The following is a 17,405-nucleotide window of genomic DNA, read 5'->3' as shown; positions in this document are numbered from 1 at the left end:
CCGTAGGTTTAGCGTGATGAGGATGTGTCAGCGTCCGCGCGGCGCGTCAGCGTCCGCCGGACACATCGAGAATGGCTGAGGTGACGTAGGAGGCCTCGTCCGACATCAGCCAGACGATGGCATTGGCGATTTCGTCAGCGGTGCCGACGCGCTTCATCGGCACCATATGGGCCAGACGATGAGCGCGGTCGGGCTCGCCGCCGGCGGCGTGGATCTCGGTGTCGATCAGGCCGGGACGAATGCCGGCGACACGGATGCCTTCGTTTGCAACCTCGTAGCCGAGGCCGACGGTGAAGGAATCGATCGCGCCCTTGGACGCGGCGTAGTCGACATAAGTGTTGGGTGCGCCGAGCCTCGCAGCAACCGACGACAGGTTGACGATGACGCCGCCCTTGCCGCCATGCTTGGTCGACATCCGCTTCACGGCTTCGCGCGCGCAGAGGATGGAGCCGGTGACGTTGACCGCCATCACGCGCTGGATGCGCTCGGCCGACATCTCGTCGACGCGCACGCCGCTCTTGCCGACGATGCCGCCATTGTTGACGAGCGCGCCGAGCGTACCGAACTTGTCGGCTTCCCTGAACAGGTTGAGGATGTCGCCTTCCTCGGCAACGTCGCATTTCACCGCAATGGCCTTGCCGTTGCTGGCCTCGATCTGCGCGACCACCTCGTCGGCCGCGGTCTTGTTGCTGGCATAGCCGACCACAACGCGAAAGCCGCGCGCGGCCGCCGCAATCGCAGTCGCCCGCCCGATGCCGCGGCTGCCGCCGGTGATGACAACGACTTTATCCGTCACGCGCGCCTCCATGGTTCGACACGCGCCGTCGCACGAAAGAGCGACGGCGCTCGCAGAGCTTCAGGGATCAGAGATCGAGCACCAGGCGCGCCGGATCTTCCAGGCTCTCCTTGACGCGAACCAGGAAGGTGACGGCTTCCTTGCCGTCGATCACGCGGTGATCGTAGGACAGCGCCAGATACATCATCGGGCGGACCTCGATCTTGCCACCGACGACCATCGGCCGCTCCTGGATCTTGTGCATGCCGAGGATGCCGGACTGCGGCGCGTTCAGGATCGGGGTCGACATCAGCGAGCCGTAGATGCCGCCATTGGTGATGGTGAAGGTGCCGCCCTGCATCTCGTCGATCTTGAGCTGGCCATCACGGGCACGGCGGCCGAAATCGGCGATGCCTTTCTCGATGTCGGAGATCGACTTGTGGTCGCAGTCGCGCACTACGGGCACGACGAGGCCCTTGTCGGTGCCGACGGCGACGCCGATGTGATAGTAGTTCTTGTAGATCAGGTCGCTGCCGTCGATCTCGGCGTTGACGGCCGGGATGTCCTTCAGCGCCTGCACGACGGCCTTGGTGAAGAAGCCCATGAAGCCGAGCTTGGCGCCGTGCTTCTTCTCGAACGCGTCCTTGTAGTGCGCGCGCAGCGCCATGACGTTGGTCATGTCGACCTCGTTGAAGGTCGTGAGCATGGCCGCGGTGTTCTGCACGTCCTTGAGGCGGCGCGCGATGGTCTGGCGCAGGCGGGTCATCTTGACGCGCTCTTCGCGGGCGGCGTCATCGGCCGGCGAGGGGCTGCGGACCTGCACGGCGGCGGCGGGCTGGTTGACCGGGGTCGGCGCGGATGCCGCGCGCTCGATCGCAGCGAGCATGTCGCCCTTGGTGACGCGGCCATCCTTGCCGGAGCCGGGAACGGTCGAAGCGTCGATGCCGGTCTCGGCCGACAGCTTGCGCACGGACGGGGCGAGCGGCGCATCGGCCGGCGGCGCCTTTGACGCAGCGGCGGCAGCAGCCGGAGCCGCGGCGGGTGCCGGAGCAGCGGCAGGCTTGGCGGGAGCAGCGGCGGGCTTGGCAGCGCCGGCACCATCGGTGATCTGACCGAGAAGCGCACCCACAGCAACCGTCGCGCCGTCGGCAGCGATGATCTCGCTCAGCGTACCGGCGGAGGGCGCGGGGACTTCGATGGTGACCTTGTCGGTCTCGAGCTCCACCAAGGGCTCGTCGACAGCGACGGGATCGCCGGCCTTCTTGAACCAGCGGCCGATGGTGGCCTCGGTGACGGATTCGCCGAGCGTCGGCACACGAATTTCAGTCATGGTCTCTTCCTTAAGGGATCGCCAATGCGGTCATGAATTTCATACGTCATTGCCCGCGAAGGCGGGCAATCCAGTACGCCGTGACCTTCGTGTTCAGAACGAACGCCGCGGAATACTGGATGCCCCGCCTTCGCGGGGCATGACAGAGTCCTAAAAAACTTCTCAGCTCAGTGCTTCGTCCAGGAACGCCTTCAGCTGAGCCTGATGCTTGGACATCAGACCCGTGGCGGTCGCGGCGGAAGCGGCGCGACCGACATAACGCGGACGCCGGCTCACACCGTTCACCTGGTTCAGCACCCATTCCAGATAGGGCTCGATGAAGTGCCAGGCACCCATGTTGCGGGGCTCTTCCTGGCACCACACCATCTCGGCCTTCTTGAAGCGCGACAGCTCGGCCACCAGCGCCTTCAGCGGCACCGGATAGAGCTGCTCGACGCGCATCAGATAGATGTCGTCGATGCCGCGCTTCTCGCGCTCCTCGTAGAGGTCGTAATAGACCTTGCCGGAGCACAGCACGATGCGGCGGATCTTCTCGTCCGGAACGAGCTTGATGGCTTCGTTCGGCAGCATCTGGGCGTCATCATAGAGGATGCGATGGAAGGTCGTTCCCTTCGCGAGCTCCTCCAGACGCGACACTGCCCGCTTGTGGCGGAGCAGCGACTTCGGCGTCATCATGATCAGCGGCTTGCGGATCTCGCGATGCAGCTGACGGCGCAGCGCGTGGAAGTAGTTCGCCGGCGTGGTCGGGTAGACCACCTGCATGTTGTCTTCCGCGCACATCTGCAGGTAACGCTCGAGGCGCGCCGAGGAGTGCTCCGGTCCCTGGCCCTCATAGCCGTGCGGCAAGAGGCAGACGAGGCCGGACATGCGCAGCCATTTGCGCTCGCCCGAGGAGATGAACTGGTCGAACACGACCTGCGCGCCGTTGGCGAAGTCGCCGAACTGGGCTTCCCACAGGGTCAGCGTGTTCGGCTCGGCGAGCGAATAGCCGTATTCGAAACCGAGCACGGCTTCTTCCGACAGCAGCGAGTTGATGACCTCGTAATGGCCCTGCTCGTGACCGAGATGGTTGAACGGCGTGTAGCGGCTCTCGTCCTCCTGGTCGATCAGGACCGAGTGGCGCTGCGAGAAGGTGCCGCGCTCCGAATCCTGTCCGGACAGGCGGACGTGATGGTTTTCGTTGAGCAGCGAACAGAACGCCAGCGCCTCGCCGGTCGCCCAGTCGATGCCGGCGCCGGTGTCGATCGCCTTCAAGCGGTTATCGAGGAAACGCTGGATGGTGCGGTGAACGCGGAAGCCGTCCGGCACCTTGGTGATCTTGCGGCCGATATCCTTCAGCGTGGCGATGTCGACACCGGTGACGCCGCGCCGTGCATCCTCTTCCTGGTCGGCGATCTTGAAGCCGGACCACTTGCCGTCGAGCCAGTCGGCCTTGTTCGGCTTGTAGGAGGTACCGGCCTCGAACTCGGCATCGAGCCGCGAGCGCCAGTCGGCCTTCATCTTGTCGACCTCGCCCTCGGTGACCACGCCTTCGGCAATCAGGCGCTTGGAGTAGAGCGTGAGGGTCGAGGGATGGGCGGCGATCCGCTTGTACATGACCGGCTGGGTGAACGCCGGCTCATCGCCCTCGTTGTGGCCGTAGCGGCGATAGCACCACATGTCGATCACGACGGGCTTGTGGAACTTCTGCCGGAATTCGGTCGCGACCTTGGCGGCGAACACGACGGCTTCCGGATCGTCGCCGTTCACGTGGAAGATCGGCGCGTCGATCATCTTCGCCACATCCGACGGGTAAGGCGAAGATCGAGAATAACGCGGATAGGTGGTGAAGCCGATCTGGTTGTTGACGATGAAGTGCACGGAGCCGCCGGTGCGGTAGCCCTTCAGGTCCGACAGGCCGAAGCATTCGGCGACCACGCCCTGGCCGGCAAACGCGGCGTCGCCATGCATCAGGAGCGGCATGACGGAGATGCGCATGTCCGGGGGATCGCCGTGCTGGTCCTGCTTGGCGCGGACCTTGCCGAGCACGACGGGATCGACGATCTCGAGATGCGAGGGGTTGGCGGTCAGCGACAGATGGATGCGGTTGCCGTCGAACTCGCGGTCCGAGGAGGCGCCGAGGTGGTACTTGACGTCGCCCGAGCCTTCGACCGCATCGGGGTTGGCCGAGCCGCCCTTGAATTCGTGGAACAGCGCGCGGTGCGCCTTGCCCAACACCTGGGTCAGCACGTTGAGGCGGCCGCGATGCGGCATGCCGAGCACGATTTCCTTCACGCCGAGATTGCCGCCGCGCTTGATGATCTGCTCGAGCGCGGGGATCAGCGCTTCACCGCCATCGAGGCCGAAGCGCTTGGTGCCGGTAAACTTGGTGTCGCAGAACTTTTCGAAACCCTCGGCCTCGACCAGCTTCGTCAGGATGGCTCTGCGACCTTCAGGCGTGAACGAGATCTCCTTATCGGGTCCCTCGATCCGCTCCTGGATCCAGGCCTTCTGCGCGGCATTGCTGATATGCATGAACTCGACGCCGAGCGTCTGGCAGTAGGTGCGTTCGCAGATCGCGGTGATCTCGCGCAGCGTGCCGTACTCGAGGCCGAGCACGTGATCGAGGAAGATCTTGCGGTCGAAATCGGCTTCGCTGAAGCCGTAGGTGCGGGGATCGAGCTCTTCGCGGTTGCGCTGGGCTTCGATGCCGAGCGGATCGAGCTTGGCATGGAAGTGGCCGCGCATGCGGTAGGAGCGGATCAGCATCAGGGCGCGGACCGAGTCGCGCGTGGCCTGAAGCACGTCGGTGGAGGAGATGTCGGCGCCCTTGGTCTGCGCCTTGGCGGCGATCTTGGCGCCAACCGCCTTCTCGACTTCGGCCCAGTTGCCGTCGAGGGCCGAGGTCAGGTCATCCTTCGGCGTCAGCGGCCAGTTGTCCCGCTCCCAGGACGGGCCTTCCGCGTTCTTCCGGACGTCAGCGGGCTGGTCGTTGAGGCTCTTGAAGAACTCCTGCCACTCGGCGTCGACCGAGGACGGGTCCTTCTCGTAGCGGGCGTAGATTTCGTCGATGTAGGTGGCGTTGGTGCCCTGCAAAAAGGATGACAGGGCAAAGGCTGCGTTCGCGTCCTGGCGAGACATACTTGAGTTCCTGGCGATTTCGGTTCGCGCATAACAAACGGCGCTGGCGCCGAGCTCCCCCGACAGGGCTCGACGCGACAGGCACCCTTTACCCTATTTGCTGCGAAACTTCGCCCGGAAAAGCACGAAGAAGTGAATTAGCCCTTCAACTTTTCGGCAAGCGTGTGGCCAAGGCGGGCGGGCGACGGAGACACTGTAATCCCTGCGGATTTCATCGCCTCGGTCTTGGAACCGGCGTCGCCCTTGCCGCCCGAGATGATCGCGCCGGCGTGGCCCATGCGGCGGCCGGGAGGGGCGGTGACGCCGGCGATGAAGCCGACCATCGGCTTCTTGCGGCCACGCTTGGCCTCGTCCTTGAGGAACTGGGCGGCGTCCTCCTCGGCGGAACCGCCGATCTCGCCGATCATGATGATCGATTCGGTCTTGGGGTCGGCCAGGAGCATTTCGAGGACGTCGATGAACTCGGTTCCCTTGACCGGGTCGCCGCCGATGCCGACCGCGGTGGTCTGGCCGAGCCCTTCCTGGGAGGTCTGGAACACGGCTTCATAGGTCAGCGTGCCCGAGCGGGAGACGATGCCGACGGAGCCGGTCTTGAAGATGTTGGCGGGCATGATGCCGATCTTGCACTCGCCGGCGGTCATGACGCCGGGGCAGTTCGGCCCGATCAGGCGCGACTTGGAGCCGGCCAGCGAGCGCTTCACGCGCACCATGTCGACGACCGGAATGCCCTCGGTGATGCAAACGATCAGCGGGATCTCGGCGTCGATGGCTTCGCAGATCGCGTCCGCCGCGCCCGGCGGCGGCACGTAGATCACCGACGCATCGGCGCCGGTCTTCTCACGCGCATCGCGCACGGTGTCGAACACCGGCAGGCCCAGATGCGTCGAGCCGCCTTTGCCCGGCGAGGTGCCGCCGACCATCTTGGTGCCGTAGGCCATCGCGGCCTCGGAATGGAAGGTGCCGTTCTTGCCGGTGAAGCCCTGGCAGATGACCTTGGTGTTCTTGTCGATCAGGATGGACATGAGGTCTGCTTTCGCGAAACTAACAGAGTGAAAGGGGTCAGTGGATGCGGCGGTAGACGCCGGTGAGGACGTCAGCCCAGCCTTCCGCGTCCGGCGAGAACTGGATCTTCAACGAGTAGGAATCCTCATTGATGATCTCGTAGACGTGGCGCGCATTGCCGCGGAGCGAGCCGCGCACCAGCGTCAGGGTCTTGCCGACCCACCCGCCGGAGGCGGGCGAGGGCGGCGTGTAACCGAGCGAGTCGTACCAGAACAATTTGTAGGTCCGGTCGTCGCGGTCGAAGGTGAAGAGGCCGTGGGTGGCAAAGCTCTGCTTGCCGTCGCGCATCTGCACCGCGTCCTGGATCAGATAGAATCCATTGAGGTCCATGCGCGCGACGACGTGAGAGGTGGCCGGCCCGCCCGCGTTCCAGCGCGACGGGAAGACCATCTCCTCACCATCCCATTCGCCGGCGAACGCGGCGAGGCGCGTGTGCTCGGGGAGCGGAGATGATGCGGCGAGATGGTCCTGGGCCATGGCGTTAGCCTCCCTTGACGGCCTTCACGATCTTCTGCGCGGCGTCGTCGAGATTGTCGGCCGGCACCACGTTCAGGCCGGATTCACGGATGATCTTCTTGCCGAGTTCGACATTGGTGCCTTCGAGGCGAACCACCAGCGGCACGCTGAGGCCGACTTCACGAACCGCAGCCGTGACGCCCTCGGCGATCACGTCGCACTTCATGATGCCGCCGAAGATGTTGACCAGGATGCCCTTCACGTTGGGGTCGGCGGTGATGATCTTGAACGCGGCCGCGACCTTCTCCTTGCTGGCGCTGCCGCCGACGTCGAGGAAGTTCGCCGGCGCCATGCCGTAGAGCTTGATGATGTCCATCGTCGCCATGGCGAGACCGGCGCCGTTGACCATGCAGCCGATGTTGCCGTCGAGGGTGACGTAGTTGAGGTCGTACTTGGACGCCTCGATCTCCTTGGCGTCTTCCTCGGTCTCGTCGCGCAGCGCGAGCACCTCGGGGTGACGGAACAGCGCGTTGTCGTCGAACGACACCTTGGCGTCGAGCACGCGGAGCTGGCCCTGCTTGGTCACGACCAGCGGGTTGATCTCCAGCATCGACATGTCCTTGGCGACGAAGGCCGCGTAGAGCTGCGCGGTGAGCTTCTCGGCCTGCTTGGCGAGATCACCGGAGAGCTTCAGCGCGTTCGCAACCGTGCGGCCGTGATGGCCCATGATGCCGGTGGCGGGATCGACCGAGAAGGTCACGATCTTCTCGGGGGTGTTGTGCGCGACGTCCTCGATGTTGACGCCGCCTTCGGTCGAGACGACGAAGGAGACGCGCGAGGTTTCGCGGTCGACCAGGAGCGAGAGGTAGAACTCCTTGTCGATGTCCGAGCCGTCCTCGATGTAGAGGCGGTTGACCTGCTTGCCGGCGGGGCCGGTCTGGATCGTCACGAGGGTTGCGCCGAGCATCTGCTTGGCGAATTCGGAGACCTCCGCGGCCGACTTGGCGATGCGGACGCCGCCCTTGTCGCCGGCCGAGGCTTCCTTGAACTTGCCCTTGCCGCGGCCGCCGGCATGGATCTGGCTCTTCACCACATAGACCGGACCCGGCAGCGCCTTGGCGGCGGCTTCCGCGTCTGCGGCCTTGAGGACCGGGACGCCCTTGGAGATCGGCACGCCGAACTCACCCAGCAGCGCTTTGGCCTGATATTCATGGATATTCATATGGTCGCTCCCTGAACCCGCGGGCGGTGACCTCTTGGGCCCACCTCAGTCTTGTGGCTGGCATACCATATACCACAGGAACTGCAACCCGGATTCTTTGACATCGAAATCTGGACGGCTTGGACCGGAACCCGCCCCGGTCAAGCAGGGGTCCGGAAGTGAAACCGCCGAAGACCGGTTTTCGATCTTCGGCGGGGTATTGTTGGTGCCTTAGCGGCCGAGAAGATCGGGGGCGATCTTCTTGCAGGCGTCGACCAGGCCCTGTACGGCGCCGACCGACTTGTCGAAGGCCTCGCGGTCCTTGCCGGCGAGCTCGATCTCGACGACGCGCTCGACGCCCTTGGAGCCGATCACGACGGGCACGCCGACATACATGTCCTTCACGCCGTATTCGCCGTTGAGGTAGGCGGCCGAGGGCAGCACGCGCTTCTTGTCACGCAGATAGCTCTCGGCCATCGCGATCGCGGACGCGGCCGGGGCGTAGAACGCCGAGCCGGTCTTGAGCAGGTTGACGATCTCGGCGCCGCCATTGCGGGTGCGGTCGACGATCTCGTCGAGGCGCGCCTGCGAGGTCCAGCCCATCTTGACGAGGTCGGGCAGCGGGATGCCGGCGACGGTGGAGTACTTCACCAGCGGCACCATGGTGTCGCCGTGGCCGCCGAGCACGAAGGCGGTGACGTCTTCAACGGAGACGTTGAATTCGTCGGCCAGGAAGTAGCGGAAGCGCGCCGAGTCCAGCACGCCGGCCATGCCGACGACCTTCTTGTGCGGCAGGCCCGAAGCCTTCTGCAGCGCCCAGACCATCGCGTCGAGCGGGTTGGTGATGCAGATGACGAAGGCGTCGGGAGCGTACTTCTTGATGCCGGCTCCGACCTGCTCCATGACCTTGAGGTTGATGGAGAGGAGGTCGTCGCGGCTCATGCCGGGCTTGCGCGGCACGCCGGCGGTGACGATGCAGACCTTGGCGTTGTCGAGCGCTTCGTAGGAGTTCGCACCGGTGTAGTGGGCGTCGAAGCCGTCGACCGGCGAGGACTGCGCAATATCGAGCGCCTTGCCCTGCGGCACGCCCTCGGCGATGTCGAACATCACGACGTCGCCCAGTTCTTTCAGGCCGATGAGGTGAGCCAGCGTTCCGCCGATCTGACCGGAGCCAATCAAAGCAATCTTGTCGCGCGCCATGTGAACCTGTCCTTTAGACATCCGAAGGAGGGAAAACTGATGGGTGGTTATCCCTTTCGCTTCGCCCGTTCAAGTCGGTGGATGCCCATTTGTCGGGCTTGGCGCGTATACAAGCGCAGCTCGGTCATTCCGGGGCGTCGCGAAGCGACGAGCCCGGAATCCATACTCCCGATCGTGGTTATGGATTCCGGGCTCGCGACTTTCGTCGCGCCCCGGAATGACAGCGGTACCTTCGACGGGAATAGGACTTAAGTCTCCACCAGGCCCTTGGTGGAGCCGCTGGCGGTGGAATCCTTGCGGCCGTGAGGCAGCGCCAGATAGGATTCCGAGCTCATTTCGATCAGGCGCGACGCGGTCCGCTTGAACTCCATGGCCTCATTGCCCTCGGTGGCGAGGTAGAGCGAGATCGGGTTGGCGTCGGCCGAGGCCATCAGCTTCACGGCATTGTCATAGAGCGTGTCGATCAGCGTGATGAAGCGCTTGGCGGCGTTGCGCTGGGAGAAGTCCATCACTGGAATATGGTCGACCAGGATGGTGTGATAGTCGTGCGCCAGCCTGAGATAGTCGGAGGCACCGAGCGGCTTCTCGCAGAGATCGGCGAAGGAGAACCGCGCCACGCCATGGGCCGAGCACGGCACGTGCAGGATGCGGCCCTTGATCGAGATGTCGCGCGACCTGCATTTGGCGCCGCCCGACATTTTCGACCAGGCGCGGTCGAGCGCGGCATCCGCATCTCCATCGGCCGGCGTCAGCCACATCGGCACGCCCTGCAGCTTCTCCAGCCGGAAGTCGGTGCGCGCATCGAGCCGCGCGACGTCCATGTGGTCGGTGATCTGCTTGATGAAGGGCAGGAACAGCGAGCGGTTGAGACCGCCCTTGTAGAGATCGTCGGGCGCGACGTTGGAGGTCGCGACCACGACGGTGCCGAGCTCGAACAGCTTTGCGAACAGGCGTCCCAGGATCATCGCATCCGCAATGTCGGTGACGTGGAATTCGTCGAAGCAGAGCAGCCAGCTCTCCTCGAAGATCGCCGTCGCCGTCAGCACGATGACGTCGCCGTCGGCGATCTCGCCGCGCGCGATGCCCTGGCGATAGTCGTAGATGCGCTCGTGCACATCCGCCATGAATTCGTGGAAATGCGCGCGGCGCTTGTGCTCGACCGAGGAGTGCTGGAAGAACAGATCCATCAGCATGGTCTTGCCGCGGCCGACCTCGCCATGGATGTAGAGCCCGCGCGGCGCTTCGTCCTTGTCGCTGCTGAACAAGCGGCTGAGCAGGCCCTGCTTGCGCGCGGGCTTGTAAGCCGCGAGGCGCTGGTCGAGCGCCGCATAGGCCTCGGCGACCTCGGCCTGCGCGGCATCCGGCTCGATCGCGCCGGACGCGATCTCGGCCTGGTATGCCTCACGAAATGAGGAATTTTGGGTGGAGAGCATGGCCCCTTACGGCCAGAGATGGGCGGAAATTGCAAGCCGTGAATTGGTGCGGGGCGCTATGCGTTCCGTGTCCCGGACGCGCTGCAGCGTGTAACGCTGCTGCGCAGAGCCGGGACCCACTATTTCGTTCATCGCGGAACGCTGAGCCCCGGCCCTACGGCCGGGGCACGAGAGCGGAGCTACTCACACAGCTCGTAGGCGTCCTCGACGACATAGGGGCCGCCGCCCGTCGATGCGCGCGAGGAGAACAGCACGAAGCGTTCGGCCATGAACGCCTTGCTCGGGAAGTAGCCGCGCAGCGACAGATAGTCGGCGACGTCGCGGTCGGAGGCGTCGTGCAGCCGGGCGAGCGTCACGTGCGGGATGAACTTGCGCCCCTCGGGATCAAGACCGATCCGCTGCATCATGCGTTCGAGCTCGGCTTGCAATTCCATCAGCGGCTTGCTCGGCGCGATGGTGGCGACCACCGCGCGCGGCTTGCGGCCGCCGAAGCTGGTCAGCCCCTGCACCTTCACCTCGAACGGCTTGCGGTCGACGCGAAACAGCATCGAGGCGATCTCGTTGGCGTAGAGGCCGTCGATATCGCCGATGAAGCGCAGAGTGACGTGATAATTTTCGGGATCGATCCACCGGGCGCCGGGAAGGCCGCCCCTCAAGTTGGAAAGCGACTGGCCGATTTCGGCCGGAATTTCCAGACCAGTGAACAAACGCGGCATCGTTCAGCACTCCCGATGCTTGGGTACAGCCCTGAAGCAGAACCATATCCAAATTAGAGCCGGCGACGAATCACCGGTACCCTGATTCCTATCGCAGTTGTGTGACTCTGCGAAGCATCGCGCGGCCCACCCCGTGAAAACCCTGGGAATTAGGGTTAGCGTTGCCTGCTTTTCAACGCCGTTGCTCGGTTATCGTGCCAATGAATGCCTCCACCGTGGGCATGATGTTGCCGACGATGATGTCGACGCCGGCCGCGGTCGGATGGATGCCGTCGGCCTGGTTGAGCTTGGCGTCGGCCGCAACGCCCTCGAGGAAGAACGGATAGAGCGGCACGCCGAATTGCTTGGCCAGATCCGGATAAATCGAATTGAAGCGCGCCGCGTAGTCGGCGCCGTAATTCGGCGGCGCCAGCATGCCGCAGAGCATCACTGGAATCTTGCGCGCCTTGAGCCGCTGCACGATGTCGGTCAGCGCCGTGCGCGTCAGGGCGGGATCGATGCCGCGCAGCGCGTCGTTGGCGCCGAGCTCGACGATGACGCCGTCGGTTCCGTCGGGGACCGACCAGTCGAGCCGGTCGCGGCCGCCGGAGGTGGTATCGCCGGACACCCCGGCATTGGTCATGTCGACCGCTATGCCTTTGGCCTGCAAGGCTTTTTGGAGTTTTTGGGGGAACGCCTCCTGGGCCGGGAGGCCAAGACCCGCGCTCAAGGAATCGCCGAGAACGACAAGCTTGACCGGCTTTGTCGCGTCCGCCCAAGCCGGGTTCGCAATTGTCATCAAGGCGAGCACCAACACGGCTATGTGCATGAACAATCCGTAACGCCTCTCGACCGCGCTATCGGAGTTGCCATATGACCGGACCATGGACACCTATTCCTCTTCGCTCGCCACGACCGCGATGGACACCATCGCCATCTCCAACGTCAATCTCTCATTGGGCACGGGCGCGGCACGCGTTCACATCCTCAAGGATATCAGCCTGCGCGTCGCCCCGGGCGAGACGATCGGCCTGATCGGCCCGTCAGGCTCGGGCAAATCCACGCTGCTGATGGTGATGGCGGGGCTGGAGCGTCCTGATAGCGGAGAGGTGGTGGTCAATGGCACGCCTTTCAATGCCCTCGACGAGGACGCGCTGGCCCGCTTCCGCGGCCGCCAGGTCGGTATCGTCTTCCAGTCCTTCCATCTGATCCCGACCATGACGGCTCTGGAGAACGTCGCCGTGCCGCTCGAGCTCGCCGGCAATCCCGACGCTGCCAAGCGCGCGGCAGAGGAGCTGCAATCGGTCGGCCTCGGCGATCGCCTGCATCACTATCCGACGCAGCTCTCCGGCGGCGAGCAGCAGCGCGTCGCGCTCGCCCGTGCGCTGGCGCCCGATCCCGCCATCCTCGTCGCGGACGAGCCGACCGGCAATCTGGATGAGGCCACTGGAAAGCAGATCGTCGACCTGCTCTTCACCAAGCATGCCGAGCGCGGCATGACCTTGGTGCTGGTGACGCACGATTCCTCGCTGGCGCATCGCTGCGATCGCGTCATCCGTCTGCGCTCCGGGCGCATCGACACGCAGTCTGCGCCCGCATGAGCGCTGCTGCCGAACCGTTCGCGAAGCCGAACGCCGTCGCACTGTCGCTGCGCTACGCGCTGCGCGAATTGCGCGGCGGCCTGCGCGGCTTCTACGTCTTCATCGCCTGCATCGCGCTCGGCGTGATGGCTATCGCCGGCGTCGGCTCGGTCTCGGCGAGCCTGTCCGACGGCCTCGCCCGCGAGGGCCGCACGCTGCTCGGCGGCGACGTGTCGTTCGTGCTGTTCCAGCGCGAGGCCAAGCCGGAGGAAGTCGCCTTCCTGCGCTCGCGCGGCACCGTCTCGACCGCCGCGACGCTGCGCGGCATGGCGCGCTCGGCCGACGGCAAGCTCGCGCTGGTCGAGATGAAGGCGGTCGACGACACCTACCCGATGCTGGGACAACTGACGCTGGCGCCGCCACTGCCGATGTCCGACCTGCTCGCGATGCGTGACGGCGCATACGGCGCCGCCGCCGATCCGACGCTGCTGGCACGGCTTTCGCTCAAGACCGGCGACCGCGTCACCATTGGATCTGCGACCTTCCAGATCCGCTCGACCGTCGAGGCCGAGCCCGACAAGCTCGCCGGCGGCATCGGCTTCGGCCCGCGCTTTTTGATCAGCGAGGCCGGCCTGCGTGCCACCGGACTGATCCAGCCCGGCAGCCTGGTGCGCTGGGTCTACCGGGTGAAGCTGCCCGACACCGCCAACAACGAGCGCGCCACTGAGGCCTTCATCGCGGACGCGCGCAGCGCGGCGCCACAGGCCGGCTGGGAGATCCGCAGCCGCTCCAACGCCTCGCCGCAGCTGGAGCGCAACATCAGCCGCTTCACCCAGTTCCTGACGCTGGTCGGCCTCGCCGCGCTGCTGGTCGGCGGCGTCGGCGTCGCCAACGCCGTCAAGAGTCATATCGACCGCAAGCTTGAGGTGATCGCGGCCTTCAAGGCGGTCGGCGCCACGGGCCGCGATGTGTTCGGGATTTATCTGGCGCAGGTTCTCCTGCTCGCCGCGATCGGCTCGGTGATTGGCCTCGCGCTCGGCGCCGCCATGCCCTTCGCCATCGTCGGGCTGTTCGGAAAACTGCTGCCGCTGCCGGTGGTGCCGGCCGTGCATGCCGACGAGCTCGCGCTGTCCTTCGTCTATGGCCTTTTGACCGCGCTCGCCTTCGGCCTGTGGCCGCTCGGGCGCGTGCATGACGTGCCGGTGGCGGCGCTGTTCCGCGACACCATCAGCTCCGAATGGCACCGGCCGCGCCTCGGCTATCTCGTATTCATGGGGGTCGTGATCGCCCTGCTCGTCGCGGTCGTGATCGGGCTCTCGTTCGACAAGCGCATCGCCGCGGTGTTCGTGGCCTCCTCCGTCGTCGTGTTCGCCCTGCTGCGCGGCATCGCCGCTCTGCTGATGACAATCGCGCGGCGGCTGCCGCGGTCGCGGCTGCCGATGCTGCGGCTGGCGGTCGCCAACATCCATCGTCCCGGCGCGCTGACGCCCTCGGTCGTGCTGTCGCTGGGTCTCGGGCTCGCCGTGCTCGTCACCATCACCCAGATCGACGGCAATCTGCGCCGGCAGTTCCTCGCGGCGCTGCCCGACCGCGCTCCGTCGTTCTTCTTCATCGACATCCCGAGCACGCAGGCCGAGCAGTTCGACTTCTATCTGCGCCAGATCGCGCCGGGCGCGAAGGTCGAGGACGTGCCGATGCTGCGCGGGCGCATCGTCGCCGCGCGCGGCGTGCGCGCCGAAGAGCTCAAGCCCACCACCGATTCCGAATGGGTGCTGCAGAGCGACCGCGGCCTGACCTACACCGCCGAGCTGCCGAAGGGCTCCAAGGTGGTCGAGGGCGAGTGGTGGAGCGCGGACTATTCCGGCCCGCCGCTGGTCTCGATGGAGAAGAAGATCGCCGACGGGCTCGGCCTCAAGCTCGGCGACGAGGTCGTGGTCAACGTGCTCGGCCGCGACATCCCTGCGAAGATCAGCAATCTGCGCAACATCGACTGGCAGGGGATGGGCATCAATTTCGTGCTGGTGTTCTCGCCCAACGCCTTCAAGGGCGCGCCCCACACCCATATCGCGACGCTGACGGAGACGGGCGGCGATGCCGCCGGCGACGGCAAGATCATCAAGCAGGTGGCCGACGCCTACCCCATGGTGACGAGCGTGCGCGTGCGCGAGGTGATGGAGACGGTCGGCTCGGTCGTGACCAATCTGGCGCTGGCGATCCGCGGCGCCAGCGCCGTGACCCTGATCTCGGCGATCCTGGTGCTGGGCGGGGCGCTCGCCGCCGGCCACCGTCACCGTGTCTACGATGCGGTAATCCTGAAGACCCTGGGCGCGACGCGCCTGCGGCTGCTCGGCGCCTATGCGCTCGAATACCTCCTGATCGGGCTCGCCACCGCCGTGTTCGGCGTGATCGCCGGCAGTATCGCGGCCTGGATGATCGTGACGCGGTTGATGACGCTCAGCTTCGTCTGGCAGGCCGGCAGCGCGGCGGGCGTGGTGGCGGCCGCCCTGATCGTCACGGTCGGGCTCGGGCTCGCCGGCACGCTGCTGGCGTTGAACAAAAAGCCCGCCACGGTGTTGCGGAATTTGTGACAAATGGTAGCGGGCAGCCGTGCGGTAGCAAAATCGCACGATTCCTGCGATTAACCACGGCCGCCCGTCTGGATTGCAGCCAAGGGCGACATTCAGCCGCGCGTGGACGGTTGCGGCGAATGTGTTAGTTTCCCACATATCGAATGGGTTCGGAGCCCCGATTGTTAGCCAAAATTTAGTCGGCAGGCAGCGGTATCCGAGATAGAGTTTGACGAACCGGAGGCATGGCGACCCTCATGCCGGACCGGCCAACCAACGGGAATTCGACCATGTCGGACCTAGACCGTAACTACGCTTCTCCTTTCGGCAGGGCCGCCGGGCGTGTCGACGCCGCGACGGTCGATGCCGGCCTGCGCGCTTATATGCTGCGCATCTACAATTACATGAGCATTGGCCTCGCCATCACGGGCCTTGCCGCGCTCGGCGTCTACATGGCCGCCGTGACCGACGTCCCGACGGCGGACGCCGTCCGCGTTGGCAAGCTGTTCCTGACGCCGTTCGGCTACGCGATGTTCGTCAGCCCCCTGAAGTGGCTGTTCATGCTCGCGCCGCTTGCGATGGTGTTCGTGATCTCGGCGGGCATCAACCGCCTCGCCCCCTCGACCGCCCAGATCCTGTTCTGGGTGTTCTCGGCGCTGATGGGCATCTCGCTGTCGTCGATCTTCCTGGTGTTCACCCACACCTCGATCGTGCGGGTGTTCTTCATCACCGCGGCGACCTTCGGTGCGCTCAGCCTCTACGGCTACACCACCAAGCGTGACCTGACCGGCATGGGCTCGTTCCTGTTCATGGGCCTGATCGGCATCATCATCGCGAGCCTGGTGAACCTGTTCCTGGCGAGCTCGATGCTGCAGTTCATCGTGTCGGTGGTCGGCGTGCTGGTGTTCGCGGGCCTCACCGCCTGGGATACGCAGCGGCTGAAGAACGACTACATCTACGGCTACGCCTCGGCCGGCGGTGACATCGCAGAGCGTGCGGCCATCACCGGCGCGCTGTCGCTGTACCTGAACTTCATCAACCTGTTCACGCTGCTCCTACAGCTCCTCGGCCAGCGCGACTAAGCTCTGAGACGAGAGAACGGACATGAACCCCGGCCGAGAGGCCGGGGTTTTTGTTTGGGGCGGGTGCGTCCCGTAGCCCGGATGGAGCGCAGCGCAATCCGGGAACGTCGGGTCCGCGGATGCGGCGGCCCCGGATTGCGCTGCGCTCCATCCGGGCTACCAGGGCGGTCTCTCCTCGTCATTGCGCGAGGAGCCCTTGCGACGAAGCAATCCAGAGGTCCCTCCACGGATGCATTTCTGGATTGCTTCGCTGCGCTCGCAATGACGGGTGTGGAGGCGGAACAGCCTCTTCCAGCAGTCTCCGGAAGGCTCTAATCTTCCCCCATGTCCGCACCTGAAATCAGGCCCACCATCGAGGCCGACCTTCCCGCCATCACCGCCATCTACCAGCAGGCCGTCCGCGAGGGCACGGCGACGTTCGAGCTGGAACCGCCCGACCTTGCCGAGATGACGCGCCGCTATCGCGCGCTGGTCGACGGCGGCTATCCCTATTTCGTCGCGATCCTCGACGGGCGCGTGGCCGGATACGCCTATGCCGGCGCCTACCGGCCGCGGCCGGCCTACCGCTTCACGGTGGAGAACTCGATCTATCTCGATCCCTCCTTCCACCGCCGCGGCGTCGGCTCAAAGCTGCTGGAGCGGCTGATCACCGAATGCGAGGCGCGCGGCTTCCGCCAGATGATCGCGGTGATCGGCGATTCCGCCAATGCCGGCTCGATCGGCGTGCACACCAGGGGCGGCTTCAAGATGATCGGCACGCATCCCAATGTCGGGCTGAAATTCGGCCGCTGGCTCGATACGGTGATGATGCAGCGCGACCTCGGCGAGGGCGCGCGGAGCGTGCCAACAAAGTAGGGCAGTCCCGTAGCCCGGGTGAGCGCAGCGATACCCGGGAACACGGCAA

At 65.3% G+C, this 17,405-nt stretch carries 14 protein-coding genes; 4 read left to right on the top strand and 10 right to left on the bottom strand.

Going from position 1 to position 17,405, the window contains the following annotated elements; all coding sequences use genetic code 11:
- Nucleotides 1-46: 46 nt before the first annotated feature.
- The 10 genes from IQ16_RS03345 to IQ16_RS03300 all read right to left on the bottom strand — a co-directional run bounded on the left by IQ16_RS03345 (nt 47) and on the right by IQ16_RS03300 (nt 12,101).
- On the bottom strand, nt 47-808 hold the full coding sequence (locus IQ16_RS03345; RefSeq protein ID WP_018643895.1) for an SDR family oxidoreductase: 762 nt from the start codon (nt 806-808) through the stop codon (nt 47-49).
- A gap of 55 nt (nt 809-863) precedes the next feature.
- A complete protein-coding gene (odhB, locus tag IQ16_RS03340) occupies nt 864-2,105 on the bottom strand; it encodes a 2-oxoglutarate dehydrogenase complex dihydrolipoyllysine-residue succinyltransferase (protein WP_018643896.1) in 1,242 nt (413 codons plus the stop codon).
- A 162-nt stretch (nt 2,106-2,267) separates the two neighbouring features.
- Entirely contained in the window at nt 2,268-5,225 is a 2,958-nt protein-coding gene (locus IQ16_RS03335; RefSeq protein WP_018643897.1) for a 2-oxoglutarate dehydrogenase E1 component, read from the bottom strand.
- A gap of 137 nt (nt 5,226-5,362) precedes the next feature.
- Nucleotides 5,363-6,247: a succinate--CoA ligase subunit alpha gene (gene sucD, locus IQ16_RS03330; protein WP_018643898.1), complete on the bottom strand. Its 885-nt coding sequence runs from the start codon at nt 6,245-6,247 to the stop codon at nt 5,363-5,365.
- 37 nt (nt 6,248-6,284) lie between these two features.
- Nucleotides 6,285-6,764 carry a DUF1579 family protein gene (locus tag IQ16_RS03325; protein WP_018643899.1) on the bottom strand — a complete coding sequence of 160 codons (480 nt, stop codon included), beginning with the start codon at nt 6,762-6,764 and terminating at the stop codon, nt 6,285-6,287.
- A 4-nt stretch (nt 6,765-6,768) separates the two neighbouring features.
- Nucleotides 6,769-7,965, bottom strand: a complete 1,197-nt coding sequence (gene sucC / locus IQ16_RS03320; protein ID WP_018643900.1) for an ADP-forming succinate--CoA ligase subunit beta — start codon at nt 7,963-7,965, stop codon at nt 6,769-6,771.
- 210 nt (nt 7,966-8,175) lie between these two features.
- Nucleotides 8,176-9,144: a malate dehydrogenase gene (gene mdh, locus IQ16_RS03315; RefSeq protein WP_008145224.1), complete on the bottom strand. Its 969-nt coding sequence runs from the start codon at nt 9,142-9,144 to the stop codon at nt 8,176-8,178.
- 248 nt (nt 9,145-9,392) lie between these two features.
- On the bottom strand, nt 9,393-10,577 hold the full coding sequence (zapE, locus tag IQ16_RS03310; protein ID WP_018643901.1) for a cell division protein ZapE: 1,185 nt from the start codon (nt 10,575-10,577) through the stop codon (nt 9,393-9,395).
- A 179-nt stretch (nt 10,578-10,756) separates the two neighbouring features.
- A complete protein-coding gene (thpR, locus tag IQ16_RS03305) occupies nt 10,757-11,293 on the bottom strand; it encodes an RNA 2',3'-cyclic phosphodiesterase (protein WP_018643902.1) in 537 nt (178 codons plus the stop codon).
- Nucleotides 11,294-11,465: 172 nt separating this feature from the next.
- Nucleotides 11,466-12,101 carry an arylesterase gene (locus tag IQ16_RS03300; RefSeq protein WP_026312124.1) on the bottom strand — a complete coding sequence of 212 codons (636 nt, stop codon included), beginning with the start codon at nt 12,099-12,101 and terminating at the stop codon, nt 11,466-11,468.
- A 55-nt stretch (nt 12,102-12,156) separates the two neighbouring features.
- Here IQ16_RS03300 and IQ16_RS03295 point away from each other — a divergent pair, with 55 nt between their 5' ends.
- From IQ16_RS03295 to IQ16_RS03280, 4 genes are all read left to right on the top strand, one after another.
- A complete protein-coding gene (locus IQ16_RS03295) occupies nt 12,157-12,873 on the top strand; it encodes an ABC transporter ATP-binding protein (RefSeq protein ID WP_026312125.1) in 717 nt (238 codons plus the stop codon).
- Nucleotides 12,870-15,440: an ABC transporter permease gene (locus tag IQ16_RS03290; protein ID WP_018643904.1), complete on the top strand. Its 2,571-nt coding sequence runs from the start codon at nt 12,870-12,872 to the stop codon at nt 15,438-15,440. Before IQ16_RS03295 ends, IQ16_RS03290 begins: the two co-directional genes overlap by 4 nt.
- Before the next feature lie 269 nt (nt 15,441-15,709).
- Nucleotides 15,710-16,501, top strand: a complete 792-nt coding sequence (locus IQ16_RS03285) for a Bax inhibitor-1/YccA family protein (protein ID WP_026312126.1) — start codon at nt 15,710-15,712, stop codon at nt 16,499-16,501.
- A 324-nt stretch (nt 16,502-16,825) separates the two neighbouring features.
- Entirely contained in the window at nt 16,826-17,356 is a 531-nt protein-coding gene (locus IQ16_RS03280; protein ID WP_018643906.1) for a GNAT family N-acetyltransferase, read from the top strand.
- The last annotated feature ends 49 nt before the right edge of the window (nt 17,357-17,405 follow it).

Source organism: Bradyrhizobium huanghuaihaiense (assembly GCF_007830635.1).
GTDB lineage: Bacteria > Pseudomonadota > Alphaproteobacteria > Rhizobiales > Xanthobacteraceae > Bradyrhizobium > Bradyrhizobium huanghuaihaiense.
The sequence above is the reverse complement of the archived record's forward strand: the minus strand, read 5'-3'. Positions and strand labels throughout refer to the sequence as shown.